At 71.5% G+C, this 16,246-nt stretch carries 13 protein-coding genes; 12 read left to right on the top strand and 1 reads right to left on the bottom strand.

The genetic code is table 11. From position 1 onward, the window contains the following. Window positions 1-164: 164 nt before the first annotated feature. From FOZ76_RS14150 to FOZ76_RS14120, 7 genes are read left to right on the top strand one after another with little or no spacing between them, the layout of a single operon-like run. On the top strand, window positions 165-1,250 hold the full coding sequence (locus tag FOZ76_RS14150; RefSeq protein WP_170235447.1) for an ABC transporter substrate-binding protein: 1,086 nt from the start codon (window positions 165-167) through the stop codon (window positions 1,248-1,250). A gap of 4 nt (window positions 1,251-1,254) precedes the next feature. After that, window positions 1,255-2,061: an ABC transporter permease gene (locus tag FOZ76_RS14145; protein ID WP_143948916.1), complete on the top strand. Its 807-nt coding sequence runs from the start codon at window positions 1,255-1,257 to the stop codon at window positions 2,059-2,061. Continuing rightward, window positions 2,058-2,954: an ABC transporter permease gene (locus FOZ76_RS14140; RefSeq protein WP_143948915.1), complete on the top strand. Its 897-nt coding sequence runs from the start codon at window positions 2,058-2,060 to the stop codon at window positions 2,952-2,954. The genes FOZ76_RS14145 and FOZ76_RS14140 overlap by 4 nt, the downstream gene beginning before the upstream one ends. Window positions 2,955-2,962: 8 nt before the next feature. Beyond that, complete coding sequence (locus FOZ76_RS14135; RefSeq protein ID WP_170235446.1) at window positions 2,963-5,086, top strand: acetate--CoA ligase family protein; 2,124 nt, start codon at window positions 2,963-2,965, stop codon at window positions 5,084-5,086. Further along, window positions 5,083-5,874 carry an enoyl-CoA hydratase/isomerase family protein gene (locus tag FOZ76_RS14130; RefSeq protein ID WP_143948913.1) on the top strand — a complete coding sequence of 264 codons (792 nt, stop codon included), beginning with the start codon at window positions 5,083-5,085 and terminating at the stop codon, window positions 5,872-5,874. The genes FOZ76_RS14135 and FOZ76_RS14130 overlap by 4 nt, the downstream gene beginning before the upstream one ends. A gap of 5 nt (window positions 5,875-5,879) precedes the next feature. Beyond that, entirely contained in the window at window positions 5,880-6,959 is a 1,080-nt protein-coding gene (locus FOZ76_RS14125; protein ID WP_246129510.1) for an ABC transporter ATP-binding protein, read from the top strand. 43 nt (window positions 6,960-7,002) lie between these two features. Then, a complete protein-coding gene (locus FOZ76_RS14120) occupies window positions 7,003-8,364 on the top strand; it encodes an LLM class flavin-dependent oxidoreductase (RefSeq protein ID WP_246129508.1) in 1,362 nt (453 codons plus the stop codon). Between the two features lie 118 nt (window positions 8,365-8,482). Here FOZ76_RS14120 and rutF read toward each other — a convergent pair whose 3' ends face one another. Further along, a complete protein-coding gene (rutF, locus tag FOZ76_RS14115; RefSeq protein ID WP_143948912.1) occupies window positions 8,483-9,013 on the bottom strand; it encodes an NADH-dependent FMN reductase RutF in 531 nt (176 codons plus the stop codon). 572 nt (window positions 9,014-9,585) lie between these two features. Between rutF and FOZ76_RS14110 the strand changes: the two genes are divergently transcribed. Genes FOZ76_RS14110 through FOZ76_RS14090 form a run of 5 tightly spaced genes read left to right on the top strand, consistent with a single transcriptional unit; the run spans window position 9,586 to window position 16,180 of the window. Further along, window positions 9,586-10,719, top strand: a complete 1,134-nt coding sequence (locus FOZ76_RS14110) for an LLM class flavin-dependent oxidoreductase (protein WP_170235445.1) — start codon at window positions 9,586-9,588, stop codon at window positions 10,717-10,719. Continuing rightward, window positions 10,719-12,071, top strand: a complete 1,353-nt coding sequence (locus FOZ76_RS14105) for an LLM class flavin-dependent oxidoreductase (RefSeq protein ID WP_143948910.1) — start codon at window positions 10,719-10,721, stop codon at window positions 12,069-12,071. The genes FOZ76_RS14110 and FOZ76_RS14105 overlap by 1 nt, the downstream gene beginning before the upstream one ends. A 25-nt stretch (window positions 12,072-12,096) precedes the next feature. Next, a complete protein-coding gene (locus tag FOZ76_RS14100) occupies window positions 12,097-12,873 on the top strand; it encodes an enoyl-CoA hydratase/isomerase family protein (RefSeq protein WP_143948909.1) in 777 nt (258 codons plus the stop codon). Beyond that, window positions 12,873-14,015 carry an acyl-CoA dehydrogenase family protein gene (locus FOZ76_RS14095; RefSeq protein WP_143948908.1) on the top strand — a complete coding sequence of 381 codons (1,143 nt, stop codon included), beginning with the start codon at window positions 12,873-12,875 and terminating at the stop codon, window positions 14,013-14,015. Before FOZ76_RS14100 ends, FOZ76_RS14095 begins: the two co-directional genes overlap by 1 nt. 11 nt (window positions 14,016-14,026) lie before the next feature. After that, on the top strand, window positions 14,027-16,180 hold the full coding sequence (locus tag FOZ76_RS14090; RefSeq protein WP_170235444.1) for an acetate--CoA ligase family protein: 2,154 nt from the start codon (window positions 14,027-14,029) through the stop codon (window positions 16,178-16,180). The last annotated feature ends 66 nt before the right edge of the window (window positions 16,181-16,246 follow it).

Below are 16,246 nucleotides of genomic sequence, written 5' to 3'. Positions count from 1 at the left end.
TTCCCGGCGGTGCCGGGATGGCCGCGTTTTACGAGGTATGCCACGCGTATTGACGCAGGTCATGGCGCAGAAACGGCCAATTTGGCATGCGCTTTGCTTTGGACTCGGGTGCTCACCTCGCCTTTCCGTTCCCGTCGTCCACCCCTCCCCGACCAGGAAGCGCCATGTCGAACCCCCTCACTCCAGCCGCCCGCCGGTCAGGCCCGGGCCACCTCCCCGCGCGCAGGCAGGTACTGCGCGCGGGGGTGGCCGCCGCGGCCGCCCTCGCCATGCCGGCGGTCGTGCGCGCTCAGCAGAAGATCCTGTACGTCAACTCTCAGGGCGGTCCCTGGGAGGCCGCGGCCAGGAAGCACCTGTTCGAGCCGTTCACCGCGCAGACCGGCATCGAGATCAAGAGCGCGCCCGGCGCGTCGTTCGCCAAGCTCGCGCTGCAGGCGCGCACGCGGTCCTACGAGTTCGACATCCAGACCGTGGGCGCGCCCAGCGTGGTCCAGGCGATGAACGAGGACCTGCTCGAACCGATCAACTTCGACATCCTCAAGCGCGACGCCCTGCCCGCCAACCTGATCTTCGAAAACGGCGTCGGCAACCACGCGTATTCCACCAACATTTGTTTCAACACCACCAAGTTCGCGCCCGGCTCCATCGGCACCTGGCAGGACTTCTGGGATCTCCAGCGTTTCGCCGGCCCGCGCGCGCTCGGCCGCACGCTGTCTCAGACCATCGTCTTCGCCCTGCTGGCCGACGGCGTGCCGCGCGACCAGCTCTACCCGATCGACCTGGACCGCGTCTTCGCCAGCCTGGACCGGATCAAGCCGGCCATGCGCGTGTGGTGGACCACCGGTCCGCAAAGCCGGCAATTGCTGGGCGACGGCGAGGTGGACGCGGCCTCGATGTGGCACGCGCACGGGGTGGCCCTGCGCGACGGCGGCGCGCCGATCGAGATCGTCTGGAACGAGTTCACCATGGACCGCACCTACTGGATCGTGTCCAAGGGCACGCCGCGCGCGGACTACGCCTGGGAGTTCATCAACTTCGCGCTGCAGCCCAAGAGCAACGCCGGCTTCTGCGTGGACGGCTCCTACGGCCCGCTCAACCCGGCCGCGTTCGAATACCTGACCCCGGAGCAGGCGCTCAACATGCCGACCAACCCCGAATACGCGGCCGGCGCGATCGAGTTCGACGGCCGCCGCATGGGCGAGGTCATGACCCCGGCGGAGCGGCGCTTCCAGCGCTGGCTCCAGCAGTAGGCCCATGAAGCCGCCCGCCCTGGAACGCCCCACGGCCGGTACGGCCGTCGCCGCGTTCGCCGTCGCCCTGTTCATCCTCGCGCCGATCCTGATCGTCGTGCCCATGTCGTTCAGCTCGGCCCAGTCGTTCGAGTTTCCCCCGCCGGGATACTGGCTCGGGCATTACGCCGCGTATTTCTCCGAGGACTGGCTCGGCCCCACGCTGAACAGCTTTGTGATCGCGGTGGCCTCCAGCGTGGTCACGCTGGCCGTCGCCACCCCGGCCGCCTTCGCCGTCAACCGGCGCGAGTTCGCCACCCGGCGCGCGCTGCAAATCGTGCTGCTGCTGCCGATGCTGGTGCCCAGCATCATCATGGCGATCAGCTATTACTCGGTGTTCGGCATGCTGGGCCTGAACCAGACCTACCTAGGCGTGATCCTGGCCCACACCTGCATCTCGATCCCGGTGGTGCTGATCGCCATGTCGGCCTCGCTGCGCAACCTGGACCGCAACCTGGAACGCGCCGCGCTGATCTGCGGGGCGACGCCGGCGCAGGGCTTTCTGTTGGTCACCTTCCCGCTGCTGCGGCCGGCCTTCCTGATCGCCGCGTTCTTCGCCTTCATCCACTCCTTCGACGAAGCGACGATCTCGCTGTTCATTTCCAGCCGCGAGGTCTCGACGCTGCCCCGACGCATGTTCTCCAGCATCCATCTGGAAGCCGACCCGGTGATCGCCGTGGCTTCCACGTTCATGATCGCCGTCGCGCTGACGGTCATGGTGGTGATGACCGCCTCGTCGCGGCACCGCCGCCGGCAGGAGGGCGCCCGATGAATACCCCCACCGCAGTCGCACGGCCCGCCGAGGCCGCCCGCGCCATGGGCGCCGCCGCCACGCGCACGCGCGCCTGGCGCGGCGTGCCGACCTGGCTGCTGCTCGCGCCCGCGCTGGTCTATCTGCTCGCGACCTTCGGCGCCCCGCTGGCCAACACCTTCTGGACCAGCCTGACCGAGCCGGAATTCGGCCTGCAGAACTACGCGCACATCTTCAGCAACGCGTTCTACTTCTCGGTCTACCTGCGCACCGCCCTGGTCGCGCTGGCGGTCACCGGGCTGTGCCTGCTGCTGGGCTATCCGCTCGCCTACTACATGGCGCGCCGGGGTGGCATGGCGGGGGCGGCGCTGCTCGCCGTGACCGGGCTGTGCTTCTGGATCAGCTTCCTGGTCCGGACCTACGCCTGGACGGTGATCCTGGGCAACCGCGGGCCGTACACGGCGTTCGCCGCGTGGCTCGGCATCGACCCCGCGCCCACGCTGCTGTTCACCACCTCCGCCTCGCTGATCGCCATGACCCACATCCTGCTGCCCTACATGGTGCTCACGCTGTACGTGGTGCTGGCCAAGCTCGATCCGAACCTGATCCGCGCGGCGCACGGACTGGGCGCGAGCCGGCTGCAGGTGTTCTGGCGGGTGATCGCGCCGCTGTCGCTGCCCGGCGTGGTCAGCGGCGGCCTGCTCGTCTTCATCTTCTGCATCGGCTTCTACGTTACCCCGACGCTGCTCGGTTCGCCGCAGGACATGATGATCGCCAGCCTGATCGCCAACGAGGTCGAGACCCTGCTCGACTTCGGCACGGCCTCGGCGCTGTCGATGGTCCTGCTCGCCGCGATCACCCTGTTGCTGGTGGCCTACGACCGGCTGATCGGCATCCAGCGCATCACGGAGTGAGCCGCATCGTGAACCCAGCACGTCCCGACCTCGGGCCCCTCCTGGCCCCCCGCAGCATCGCCATCGTCGGCGCCTCCGACCGGCCCGGCCCGTCCGGCCGGATCTTCGCCTCGCTCAACGCGCTGGGCTTCGACGGGCCGATATACGCCGTCAACCCCGGCCGCAGCCAGGCCCTGGGCCGGGCCTGCGCACCCTCGCTGGCGGCTCTGGCCGAACCGCCCGACGCCGCCGTGCTGTGCGTGTCGCCCGAGCGCGTGGCCGACGCCGTGCTCGACGCCGCGGCCGCCGGCGTCAAGGCGGTGGTGTCTTACGCCAGCGGCGTCGGCCGCATGCAGCACGGCGGGCGCAACGCCATCGACGTGATCCGCGAGACCTGTGCACGCGCCGGCATCGCCTTCTGCGGCCCGGACTGCATGGGCGTGCTCAACCCGGCCACGCGCTCCACGCTGTACATGGGCGAATTGCTCGACGCCCAGGCGGTGGGCGGCGACGTGGGCCTCATCACCCAGAGCGGCTCGATGGCGATCGGGCTGCTCACCGACGTGCGCCGCTACGGCTACAGCCACGTCGTTTCCACCGGCGCCGAAGCGGTGCTCACCTCAGCCGACTACCTGGCCGCGCTGGCCGAGGACCCGGCCACCCGCGTCATCGCCCTGTTCCTGGAGGCGGTGCGCGACATGGACGGCTTTCTCGCCGCGCTCGATCTGGCCCGCGCGCGCGGCAAGCCGGTGGTCGCGCTCAAGGTCGGCAAGACCGCGCTGAGCCGCGAGGCCGCGCTGGGCCACACCGGCGGCATCGCCGGCGACGCACGGATCTTCTCCGCTCTGCTCCGGCGCCACGGCGCGATCGAAGTGCAGACGCTGGAGGAATTGACCGAGACCATCGTCTGCCTGCGCGCCGCGCGCCGGCCCGCGGGGCCCGGCGTCGGCATCGTCAGCCCGTCCGGCGGGCACGTCGAGTACGCGCTCGACACCGCCGCCCACGCGGGCGTCGAACTGCCGCCCATGCCGCCCGCCCAGCGGGACCGACTCGGCGTCCTGCTCGGCCCGATCAGCGGGCAGGCCAACCCGGTCGACGCCTGGGGCAACGGCGACTTCGAAACCAATCTGCGCGCCGGCCTCAAGGCCTTCGCGGACTCGCCCGCGCACGGCGCGGTGGTCCTGATCACCGACACCATGGACGGCCAGCCCACCCGGCCCACACGCTATGTCGACGCCCTGCTCGACGTGGCCGCGGCCAGCGACAAGCCGTTCTACCTGCTCAGTTCGCGCTCGGGCCTGTTCCGCCGGGAGTACGCCGACCGGCTCGGCGCGCACGGCGCGGCGCAACTGGCGGGCGTCGGCCCGGCGCTGCGCGCGATCGGCCATGCCGCCGCCTGGCGGCGCGCCGAGCCACTGCCCGGGCGCCGCCCGGCGCCCTCGCCGGACGCTCTGGCCGCCGTGGCCGCGCTGCCGGCGGGCGACGCCTGGCTGGACGAAGCGCGCGCCAAGGCCTTCCTGCGTGCCTGCGGCCTGCCGACGCCGCCGGGCCGGCTGGCCGGCCCCGGCGACGACCCCGCCGCCGTCGCGGCCGAAGTCGGCCATCCGGTGGCGGTCAAGGTCATCGACGAACGCATCCCGCACCGCACGCCCTATGGTCTGCTGCAGCTCGACCTGGCTGGCGCGGCGCAGGTCGAGGCCGCGGTCGCGACGATCCGCGAACGGCTGGCCCGCCACTTTCCCGACTGCGCCGACGCCCCCCTGCTGGTCGAGCGCATGACGCCGGCCGGCATCGACCTGTTCGTGGCGGCCAGCACCGACTCGGAATGCGGGCCGATGCTGGTCATCGGCCTGGGCGGGTTCCTGCTCGAAGCCGTGCGCGACGTCATCGCCGTGCCGCTGCCCGCGCGCGAGGGCGAGATCGCCGCGCGGCTGGCCGACAGCGCCGTCGGCCGCTTCCTGGACAGCCGTTCCGGCGCGATGTTCGGCGGCGCCGCGCCGCTGGCGCAGTTCGCCCAGGCGGTCGGCGACCTCTACGCGGCGGCCGCCGGCCGCCTCGGGCTGATCGAGCTGAACCCGGTGCGCCTCATCGCCGGCGGCGCGCAGCCCGTGATTCTCGATGCCCTGCTGGCAACCCGGACGCCCACGCCATGACCGACACCCTGCTCGCCGAAACCCACGGCCCCATCCTCGTCCTGACCCTGAACAAGCCGCACAAGCTCAACGCCCTGGATGCCGGCATGCTGGCAGCCATGGCCGAGCGGCTGCGCGCCGCGGATGCCGACGAGGCGATCGCCGCCATCGTCCTGCGCGGCGAGGGGCGCGCGTTTTCCACCGGCTTCGACATGACCGGCGGCGGTGCGGCCGGGGACGCCTCGGCGCGCCTGCGCGCCAACCTGGAAAGCTTTCTCGCCGTCTGGCGGGCGCGCAAGCCGGTCGTGGCCGCGGTCGACGGCTACGCGCTGGGCGCCGGCTGCATCCTCGCCAACCTGTGCGATTTCATCTTCGCCTCGGAACGCTCGGTGTTCGGCGAGCCGGAAATCCGCTATTGGAACCCGGCCTCGATCACCATCCTGCCCTGGATCGTCGGCGTGCGCCGCGCCAGGCAGTTGCTGTTCTACGGCAAGAACCTCGACGCGCGCACCGCGCGCGACTGGGGCATGGTGACCGAGGTGCTGCCCGAAGCGGGCTTTTTCGAGGCGGTGCTCGCCGCCGTGCGCCCGCTCACCCACCTGCACCCGGACAGCGCGGCCGCGCTCAAGCGCTCGATCAATGACGGCCAGGAAATCGCCGGCTTCCTGGATGCGCTGCACGCGGGGCTCGAACGCATCGCCCCGCTGTACCAGCCGGGCGCGCCCTCGCGCGAAGCCTACCGCGCCGAGGTCGAAAAGCGCGGCTTCAAGGAATACATCCGCCACCGCGACTCACTGCTCAGGAACTGAATCCGATGTCACACCTGCAACTCGTCGGCGTCTCCAAGCGCTATGGCACCGTCCAGGCGGTGATCGATGCCGTGCTCGACGTCCAGGACGGCGAATTCATCAGCCTGCTCGGGCCCAGCGGCTCGGGCAAGACCTCCACGCTGATGATGATCGCCGGTTTCGAGGAACCCACCGAAGGCAGCATCCTGCTGGGCGGGCGGCACGTCGAGCACGTGCCGCCCAACCAGCGCGACATCGGCATGGTGTTCCAGAACTACGCCCTGTTCCCGCACCTGACCATCGCCGAGAACGTCGCCTTCCCGCTGAAGGTGCGGCGGCGCCCGGCGGCCAGCATCGACGCCGAGGTCAGGCGCGTGCTGGCCCTGGTCGGCCTGGCCGACAAGGCCGGGCGGCTGCCCAAGCAGCTTTCCGGCGGCCAGCAGCAGCGCGTGGCGCTGGCGCGCGCGCTGGTCTACGAACCCAAGCTGCTGCTGCTCGACGAGCCGTTGAGCGCGCTCGACAAGAACCTGCGCGAGCAGATGCAGATCGAACTGCGCCGCATCCACCGCCAGGTCGGCATCACCACGCTGTACGTCACCCACGACCAGAGCGAGGCCATGACGCTGTCGGACCGCATCGTGGTGTTCAACCGCGGGCGCATCGAACAGGTCGGCACGCCGCTGGACGTCTACGCCCGGCCGGCCAGCCGCTTCGCGGCCACCTTCATCGGCGACAGCAACATCTTCGACGGCCGCGTCGGCGCCGCGCCGGACGAACTGCTGGCCGACGGCGGCCTGCAGATCCGCGCCTCGCACCAACTGCTTGCGGACAAGGCCGGCGGCGCCTGCGTGCTGGTGCGGCCGGAGGACATGCACATCGGCCAGCCGCCCGAGGGGCAGGCGGCCAATACCCTCACGGCCCAGGTCGGCAGCGTGCTCAACCTGGGCTCGGCCGCGCTGATCATCGCCCAGCACGCCGGCCAGGAGCTGCGCATCCGCGCGTCGGTCTCGGCGCTGGCCGACGCCGCCGAAGGCAGCCGCATCCCGCTGTGGTGGCGCCCGGAATGCTCCTGGCCGGTCCCGCCGGCGGACGATACCGTTCATTGACCACGGCCCAAGCGCAAGCCTCGCCCTTACCCTGGAGATAGCCATGCGTTCCAACCGCCGCCCTGACCAGATGAAGCTCGGTGCGTTCTTCCACCCCACCGGCCATCACGTCGCCTCGTGGCTGCACCCGGGCGCGCAGATCGACGCCGGCACCAACTGCCGGCACTACGTCGAACTCGCCCAGACCGCCGAGCGCGGGCGCTTCGACCTGATGTTCCTCGCCGACGGGCTGGCCGTGCGCGACGCGCCGATGGAAGTGCTCAGCCGATGGCCGCAGTACACCGTGTACTTCGAGCCGATCACGCTGCTCTCGGCGATCGCCGCCTCGACCCGCCACCTGGGGCTGGTGGCCACCGCCTCGACCAGCTACAGCGCACCGTACAACCTGGCCCGGGCATACGCCTCGTTGGACCACATCAGCGGCGGACGCGCCGGCTGGAACGTCGTCACCTCGGGCGGCGACGCCGCCGCGGCGAACTTCGACCGGGTACAGTACCCACACGACGAACGCTACGACCGTGCGATCGAGTTCGTGGAAGTGGTGCGCGGTCTGTGGGATAGCTGGGACGACGACGCCTTCGTGCGCGACCGCGCCAATGCGCTGTATTTCGATCCGGCCAAGCTGCACACGCTGGATCATGTGGGCAAGTACTTCTCGGTGCGCGGCCCACTGAACGCCGCTCGCCCGCCGCAGGGGCACCCGGTGCTGTTCCAGGCCGGCGGCTCGCCGCCGGGACGCGACCTGGCCGCGCGCCTGTGCGAGGCGGTATTCACCCCGCTGCATACGCTGGAGGCCGCGCAGTCGTTCTACCAGGACGTGAAAGGCCGCATGGCCAGGTACGGCCGCCGGCCCGACCAGCTCAAGATCATGCCCGGGCTGAACCCCGTCATCGGCCGCACGCGCGCCGAGGCGCTCGAAAAGCACCAGTACCTGCAATCGCTCATCCACCCCAAGGTGGGGCTGGAACTGCTGTCCAACGCGCTGGGTGGCTACGACCTGTCCGGCTGCGACGTGGACGGCCCGCTGCCGGCGGAACTGGACGCCATGAACACCGAGACCGGCCAGACCCAGTTCAAGAACGTCCTGGGCTGGGCCCGCAACGAAAACCTCACCATCCGTCAGCTCTACGAGCGCTTTGCCGGCGCGCGTGGCCAGCGCACGGTGATCGGCACCGGCGAGGAGGTCGCCGACCAGTTGCAGGACTGGTTCGAGGCCTACGGCGTCGACGGCTTCCTGATCCAGCCGCCCTACCTGCCCGGCGGGCTCGACGAATTCGTCGACGAGGTCATCCCGGTGCTGCAGCAGCGCGGCCTGTTCCGTACCGAGTACGAGGGCAGCACGCTGCGCGACAACCTCGGGCTGGAGCGTCCGCGCAGCCGCTACGAGGCGCCGGCCGCGGCATAGACAAGTCCCCGGGTCCGGCTGCCGCCCCCCGCGGGCGGGGCCGCCCGGCCGGCACGCCCGGGACGTCCGCGCCCCGGCGCCGGGTGTCGATACAGCCCCCGGGGCGTGCCAACATGCCCTAGCAGGACGGCGCCATGATGTCGTGGTAGCGGCGCTCGAAATAGATCAGGCCGTGCGGCGTGCTGCCGGTGGCGACGGCCCGGACTTCGCAGAACAGCACGTCGTGGGTGCCCACGCGGGCCACATCGGCCACGCGGCAGTCGAAGGACACGGCCGCTCCCGCCAGCACCGGCGAGCCGGTCAGCCGGCTGCCCCAGTTCGCCGCGGCAAAACGCTCGGCCATCGGCGTCTTGCCGCCGAACAGCGAGGACAGCGCCTGCTGCCCGGCCGCGAGCGCATTGACGCACAGCACGCCGTTTTCCTTGAAGGCGGCATAGACCGAAGCCGAGCGGTTCAGGCAGACCAGCAGCGTGGGCGGCTCGTCGGTGACGCTGCACACGGCCGAGGCGGTAAAGCCGGCGCGCCCGGCCGGGCCGTCGGTGGTGATGATGCTGACCGCGGCGCCCAGCCGCGCCATGGCGTTGCGATACTCCTCGCGTGGCGGCAGATCGCCGCGCCAGGGCAGGGATTCAGGGTCGTCCAGTCTCATGATGTAAGTTGCCAACAATTGGAAGGATCTTGGCCCGCCGCCGAGCCACGGCGGTTCATCGAGCAATGTCCATGCCAATCTTTCCAGCGCGGGACCGGCGTCGGCAGGCGGGCTGCCCGCCGATGTCGCAGCAGCGAACGGGCGGCACTGCCCGATCACTCGCCGACACCAGTGGCATACCACTCAGTTTGGTATTTTCGCGGTCTCGTGACCCCTCGAGGCTGGGCGCCGCGCCCGTCGCTGCCGGCCCCGCCGGGCGCTTTCCGGGGTGCCGTATTACGTGGTATGCCACATAACGCATCATCGAAGTGCAACCGCGCTCTCCCGTGGGGCGCCAACCGCGGTCCAATAACGTGCACGCGGCCGGCCGGCCGCGCCGCGGCGGCGGCAATTTAAGTGGCATACCTCATTGTTGCGTATCGCGCGAGCCAGGGCGCATGCGGTTTGCAGGGTGGCGCGGGGCTGCGGGAAAGGGCGAATGGCATGGATTTTGCACGAACTCTGTCGCACAGGCGGCGGGCGGACTCGCGCCCCGCCTCGGTTTCTGCAATGCTCAACGGGGCTCCAGTCGTATGCATCTCACCCTATCGATCGCCGGCCACGGGCATCATCCCGCGGCCTGGCGGGTGTCGTCCCCGGCGGCGCAAGCCGGCGGCCTGCCGCGCTACGACGCGCCGGCGCTGCGCGCCCAGGCCGGCCTGCTCGACGCCGTGTTCTTCGTGCCTCCCGCACGCGACGAAGTGCCGGGCGACGGCGCGTCGGACACCCTGAACCCGGACGCGCTGCCGCTGATCGGCTCGCTGGTGGCGCGCACCGGACACCTTGGCCTGGGCGCCTCGGTGCCGGTGGCCTACACCGAGCCTTTTCACACCGCGCGCGCCTTCTCGGTTCTGGACAACCTGTCGGCCGGCCGCGCCGCCTGGCTGGTCGACCTGCGCGGCGCCGGCCGCGCGGACCCGCGGCACGCCCATGTCGCGCAGCTCGACGCGCAGGGCCACTACGAGCGCGCCCGCGAATACATCGAAGTCGCCATGCAGTTGTGGGACAGTTGGGAGGACGAAGCGGTCGTCGCCGACAAGGCGGCCGGCGTTTATGCCGACAGCGACAGGATCCATCCGATCCACCACGCCGGCAAGTACTTCACCGTGCGCGGCCCGCTTACCGCGGTGCGCCCGCGCCAGGGCCATCCGGTCATCGTCATGGACGATATGTCGGAACAAGGGCGCGGCCTGGCCGCCGCCTTCGCCGACGTGGTCCTGGCCTCCTGCGGCGCGCCGGGCGAAGCCGCCGCGCTCGCCGCCGACCTGCGTTCGCGCGCCGCCGCCTGCGGCCGCACGGCAGGCTCGCCGCGCGTGCTGGCCACCGTCAGCCCGATCCTTGCCGGGTCGGACGAGGCCGCCGCCGAGCGCGCGCGGCAGCTCGACGCGCTGGCCGGCCCCGACGCGCCGGGGCTGCCCGGCCTGCGCTACGTCGGCACGCCGGCCGGGCTGGCCGACCTGATGGCCGAATGGCACGCCGTGGGCGCCTGCGACGGCTTCAACGTCGCGCCGCCGGTGCTGGCCGAAGACCTCGACACCCTGGCCGGCGCCGTGCTGCCGCTGCTGCAGCAGCGCGGTCTGTTCCGCACCGCCTACGAAGGCGCCTCCCTGCGCGAGCATTTGGGGCTCGCGCGCCCGCTCAACCGCTACTCCCGCAAGGCCGCGTAATGCCCAAGCAACTGCACCTGGGTCTGTTCATCTATCCCGGCGGCCATCACATCGCCGGCTGGCGCCACCCCAGCGTGGACGCCGCGGGGCTGAGCGGACTGGACTACTACCGCACGATGGCGCAGCTCGCCGAACGCGGCAAGTTCGACCTGCTCTTCGTCGGCGACACCCTGTTCACCCGCGAGAAGAACGGCCGCTTCTTCGGCCGGCAGGCCATCTCCAACCTGGACCCGGTATCCCTGCTCTCGGTGCTGTCCGGGGTGACCGAAAAGCTCGGCCTGGTCGGCACGCTGTCGACCACCTACCACGAGCCCGCGGCGATCGCCGCCAAGTACGCCACGCTGGACCACGTCAGCGGCGGGCGCGCCGCCTGGAACGTGGTCACCACCTGGGAAGACAAGGCGGCCCTCAACTTCAGCCGCCAGCAGGCCATGGAGAAGGCCGACCGCTACGTGCGCGGGCGCGAGTTCCTCGACGTGTGCACCGGGCTGTGGGACAGTTGGGACGACGCCGCCCTGGTCAGGGACGCGGCCGGCGGGCGCTTTTGCGATCCGGCGCTGGTGCGCCCGATCGAGCACCGCGGCGACAGCTTCCAGGTCGGCGGCGCGCTGCGCCTGCCGCGCCCGGTACAGGGTTGGCCGGTGCTGGTGCAGGCCGGCGGCTCGCCGCCCGGGCTGGAATTCGCCGCGCTGGTAGCCGAGGCGGTGTTCACCGCGCAGAGCGACCTGCAGACCGCGCGCGACTTTCGCACCGCCACCCACGCGCGCATGGCCAAGTACGGCCGCCGGCCCGACGAGGTCGTCATCATGCCGGGGCTCTCGCCCCTGCTCGGCTCCACCGAGGCCGAGGCGCGCCGGCTGGAGGACGAGATCGGCGAGCTCGTGCACCCCGAGGTCGGCCTGTGGATGCTCAGCGAGAACCTGGGCTTTTCGCTATACGAATACGACCCGGACGGCCCCCTGCCGGTCGAAGCCATCCGCAGCGCCAAGAAACCCACCGCTGGCGCCGAGACCCTGCTCGCGAAGATCGAGCACGACCGGCTCAACATCACCCAGAGCGCTCGCCTGATCGCGCGCTCGCGCAACCACCAGAACTTCGTCGGCACGCCGGAACAACTGGCCGACCTGATGCAGCGCTGGTTCACCGAGGGCGGCTGCGACGGCTTCAACATCATGCCGCCGTACTTCCCCGCCCAGCTCGAGATCTTCGTCGAGCAGGTGGTGCCCGAACTGCAGCGGCGCGGCCTGTTCCGCGAGGAATACGAAGGCTCGACGCTGCGCGAGAACCTCGGCCTGGCGCGTCCCGAGCCCGGGCGCTTTCAGCGCATGATGGCCCAGGGCGGCCTCGCCTGACCGGACAACCCCCCAAAGGAATGCCATGACCTACGAAGACATCCGCGTCGAGCATCGCGGCGGCGTATCGACCATCGTGCTCTCGCGCCCGCCCGTCAACGCGGTGACGCCCCGGCTGCTGATGGAGGTGCTGTCCGCGCTGGACGACCTCGAAGAGCGCGGCGAGACCCGCTGCGTGGTGCTGGCCGGCTCCGGCACCAAGGCGTTCTGCGCCGGCGCCGATCTGAAGGCCGACAACACCCTCGCCGCCGGCGACAGCTTCCGCGACCTGGGACGCGCGGTGGTGGACCGCCTGGAAGCCTTTCCCAAGCCGGTGATCTCGGCCATGCGCGGCTGGTGCGTGGGCGGCGGCTTCGCCATCGGGCTGGCCTGCGACGTGCGGCTGGCCTCCACCACGACCCGGATCCGCACCGGCGACGCCTACCTGGGCGTGATCCCGAGCTGGGGCATGAGCCTGACCCGGTTGACCCACTTCGTCGGCCGCAACCGTGCGCTCGACCTGCTCATCCTGGGCGAGGACCTGGACGCCGAGGCGGCGCTGCAAATGGGCCTGGTCACCCGCGTGATCCCGGAAGAGGACTACGACGCCGAACTCGCGCGCATCGCCGAGCGGGTGGCCGGCGGCGCGCCCATCACCTTCAAGGCGATCAAGGAAACCATCCGCGCGCAGTACATGTATACGCCGGCGGCCGCGCAGGCGTTGGAAACCCACTGGTCGGACATCGGCGGCGCGTCGGCCGACATGCGCGAAGGCATCGCGGCCTTCCGCGAGAAGCGCCAGCCGGTGTTCCGGGGCTGCTGATGCCGGCTACCATCTTCGACACCCCGGCGACCGGGGCATTGCAGGAAGCCGCCGCCGATGTCGTGCAGCGCGTGGTGGCTCCGCTGTGCGCGGCCACGCCGCCGGGCGCGCGCATGTCCGCGCAGGACCTGCGCACCTGCCTGCGCGCGCTCGCGCCGCTGGGCTACCTAGGCAGCACCATCCCGCGCGAGCTGGGCGGCGCCGGGCTGAGCTACGTGGCCTACGGCATCCTGCTGGAGGCTCTGGCGCGCGGCCCGCTGCTGCTGAGCGAGGTGGTGCCGCCGCGCACCATCAACTACCTGGGCAGCGAGGAACAGAAGCGCCGCTGGATGCCGCAGCTCTTTGCCGGCGACTGGATCGGCACGGCCGCGATCACCGAGCCGCAGGCGGGCTCGGACATGCGCGCCTTCACCGCCACCGCCGAACTGCGCGGCGACCATTACGTCATCAACGGCCGCAAGCGCTGGCTCAAGCACGGCAGCACCGCCGACCTCATCACGCTGATGGTCAAGGACGCGGCCACCGGCGGGCTCTCGCGCCTGGTGCTCGAACGCGACGTCTCGCCCTGGCACAGCGAGGACATCGCCACCGTCGGCCTGCGCCAACTGTCGCTGGCCGAGATCGTGTTCGAGGACTGCCGCGTGCCGCGCGAGAACCTGCTCGGCCAGGCCGGCGTGGGCGGCGAGCAGTTCCACCGCGGCATCGAGGCCTCGCGCGCCTTCATCGGCATCCAGGCGGCCGGCCTGGCCGGCCGCGCGCTGGAGCTTGCCCAGGCCTACGCCCGCGAGCGCGTGGCCTTCGGTCGGCCGATCGGCCGCTTCCAGGCGATCCAGGTCGCCCTGGCCGACGCCGCCACCCGCGTGCAGGCCGCCCGCCTGCTGTGCCTGAACGCGCTCGCCCTGCTCGACGCCGGCGGGCGTTCGCCGTGCGACGTGGCCATGGCCAAGTCCTACGCGGTCGACACCGCCCTGGCCGTGAGCCAGACGGCGATGGAATGCATGGGCGCCTGGGGCACCGCCGAGGACGCCCAGGTCGAGCGCTGCTGGCGCGACGCCGCCATGCTCGCGGCGATCGACGGCACCGGCAACATCCAGCGGCTCATCATCGGCCGCGAAACCCTCGGCATGTCCGCCTTCGCATGAACGGATCGATCATGACTACCTCGCCGCAATCGCCGGCCGCACCCCGCCTGTCCATCGCCGGCATCCTCGAACCGCGCTCGATCGCCGTGATCGGCGCCTCGGAAAGCCGGGCCAAGTTCGGCGGCCGCATCATGCACCACCTGGTCCAGCACGGCTACGCCGGCACCCTCGTGCCGATCAACCGCGCACGCGCCGACATCCTCGGGCGCGCCTGCTACGCCAGCATCGGCGACACGCCGCAGCCGCCGGACGTGGCCATCCTGGCGGTGCCGGGCGACACGCTGGTCGAACACATCGAGGCCGCCGCCGTGGCCGGAGTCGGCTGCTGCGTGGTCATCTCCACCGGCTTTGCCGAGGCCGGCGAGGAAGGCGCCGCGCGCCAGGCCGAAATGGTGGACATCGCCCGGCGCCACGGCATGCGCCTGGTCGGCCCCAACTGCATGGGCCTGATCGTGCCGCATCACCACATGGCGCTGTGCTCGTCGATCGTGCTCGACACCGACGCGCCGCTGCCCACCGGCAGCATCGGCATGATCAGCCAGTCCGGCGCACTGATGGTCTCGGTGTTCGACCGCGCCAGCACCGACGGCATCGGCTTTCGCCACTGCGTATCGCTGGGCAACCAGGCCGACCTGGAGATCTGCGACTTCCTGGAGTTCATGGTCGAGGACCCCGGCACGCGCGCCATCTGCATGTACGTCGAGGGCTTCAAGGACGGCCCGCGCTTTCGCGCCGCCGCGCTCGCCTGCCGCGCGGCCGGCAAGCCGCTGCTGATGGTCAAGACCGGCCGCACCGACGCCGGCATGAAGTCGGCCCGTTCGCATACCGCCAGCCTGGCCGGCGCGTTCGACGTGCTCGAAGCGGTCTGCCGCGATGCCGGCGTGGTGCTGGCCGGCGACCCCGACGCCATGGTGCGCGCCGCCGACATGCTGGTGCGCCATCCGCAGCGGCGCAGCGCCGGCGGGGTCGGCGTGTTCTCCGGCTCCGGCGGGGGCGCGGGCATCGCCAGCGACCGCGTCACCGAAGCCGGGCTGCACATGGCCGAACTCGCCGACGCCACCCGCGCGGGACTGGGCGAACTGCTGCTGCCGCCGCAGGCGGACAATCCGATCGACCTGGGCGGGCGCAAGCTGCCCGAATCGGTCGACATCACCGTGCCGGCCGCGCAGCTCCTGCTGGCCGACCCGGCGGTGGACTACGGCGTGTTCGTGCTCACCTCGATGCCGTTCATGGTCGAGCAGACGCAGCGCATGGCCGCGGCCGCGCGCGAAAGCGGCAAGCCGTGCTTCTTCGCGCTCACGCCGGGCCGCGCCATCGACGACGTGCGCGCCGCGCTGCGCGCCATCGACCAGCCGTATTTCGACGGCTTCGAGGACGCGCTGCGCGCCCTCGCCCTGGTCGCGCAGCACGACCGCCTGCGCATGACGCCGCCGGCCGGCCGCATTCCCCGGCCGGACGACGTGCCCGGGCCGGCCGCCTGCGCCGGGCTGCCCGCCGGCGCGCTGACCGAATCCGAGGTCAAGGCCGCGCTGCGCGCCTACGGCGTGGCCGCCACCCGCGAGGCCGCCGCCGCGCCCACCGCCGCCGCCGCGGCCGAGGCCGCCGCCGGGCTGGGCTTTCCGGTGGCGCTCAAGATCGTCTCGCGCGACATCGCGCACAAGAGCGACGTGGGCGGCGTGGCGCTGGGCCTGGCCGACGCCGCGGCGGTCCGGGCCGCCGCCGGGCTCATGCTGGAACGCGTGGCGCACCTGGCGCCGCAGGCGCGCATCGAAGGCTTCTCCATCCAGGAGATGGCGCGCGGCGAGGCCGAGATCATCGTCGGCGCGCGCCGCGATCCCTCGTTCGGCCCGGTGCTGCTCGCCGGCTTCGGCGGCGTGTTCGTCGAGGTGCTGGAGGACGTCGCCATCGCGCCGGCGCCGGTCACCGCCGACACCGCCCGGCGCATGCTCGCCGGCCTGCGCCTGGCGCCGCTGCTACACGGCGCGCGCGGCCGGCCGGCGCTGGACGTGGATGCCGTGTGCGACGCCATGGTGCGCATCGGCTGGCTCGCCCACGACCTGGGCGAGCGGCTGGTCGAACTCGAAGTCAACCCCTTCATCGTCGGTCCCGCCGGCGCGGGCGCCACCGCGGCCGACGGGCGGGCGACTTTGGGAGACGGGCAATGAGCGTCCCCGCACGGCCGCCCGAAGGGGGCGCGATTCCTCCTGCGGGGAGGATGGCGAGCGAGCGAC

The organism is Verticiella sediminum (assembly GCF_007558815.1).
GTDB classification, from domain to species: Bacteria; Pseudomonadota; Gammaproteobacteria; order Burkholderiales; family Burkholderiaceae_B; genus Verticiella; species Verticiella sediminum.
This window is presented reverse-complemented; position numbering and strand designations above follow the sequence as displayed.

Excerpts from the sequence above, each read along its gene's own strand:
- FOZ76_RS14150 (WP_170235447.1), top strand. The coding sequence starts at position 165 with ATGTCGAACCCCCTCACTCCAGCCGCCCGCCGGTCAGGCCCGGGCCAC.
- FOZ76_RS14145 (WP_143948916.1), top strand. The coding sequence starts at position 1,255 with ATGAAGCCGCCCGCCCTGGAACGCCCCACGGCCGGTACGGCCGTCGCC.
- FOZ76_RS14140 (WP_143948915.1), top strand. The coding sequence starts at position 2,058 with ATGAATACCCCCACCGCAGTCGCACGGCCCGCCGAGGCCGCCCGCGCC.
- FOZ76_RS14130 (WP_143948913.1), top strand. The coding sequence starts at position 5,083 with ATGACCGACACCCTGCTCGCCGAAACCCACGGCCCCATCCTCGTCCTG.
- FOZ76_RS14125 (WP_246129510.1), top strand. The coding sequence starts at position 5,880 with ATGTCACACCTGCAACTCGTCGGCGTCTCCAAGCGCTATGGCACCGTC.
- FOZ76_RS14120 (WP_246129508.1), top strand. The coding sequence starts at position 7,003 with ATGCGTTCCAACCGCCGCCCTGACCAGATGAAGCTCGGTGCGTTCTTC.
- rutF (WP_143948912.1), bottom strand. The coding sequence starts at position 9,013 with ATGAGACTGGACGACCCTGAATCCCTGCCCTGGCGCGGCGATCTGCCG.
- FOZ76_RS14110 (WP_170235445.1), top strand. The coding sequence starts at position 9,586 with ATGCATCTCACCCTATCGATCGCCGGCCACGGGCATCATCCCGCGGCC.
- FOZ76_RS14105 (WP_143948910.1), top strand. The coding sequence starts at position 10,719 with ATGCCCAAGCAACTGCACCTGGGTCTGTTCATCTATCCCGGCGGCCAT.
- FOZ76_RS14100 (WP_143948909.1), top strand. The coding sequence starts at position 12,097 with ATGACCTACGAAGACATCCGCGTCGAGCATCGCGGCGGCGTATCGACC.
- FOZ76_RS14095 (WP_143948908.1), top strand. The coding sequence starts at position 12,873 with ATGCCGGCTACCATCTTCGACACCCCGGCGACCGGGGCATTGCAGGAA.
- FOZ76_RS14090 (WP_170235444.1), top strand. The coding sequence starts at position 14,027 with ATGACTACCTCGCCGCAATCGCCGGCCGCACCCCGCCTGTCCATCGCC.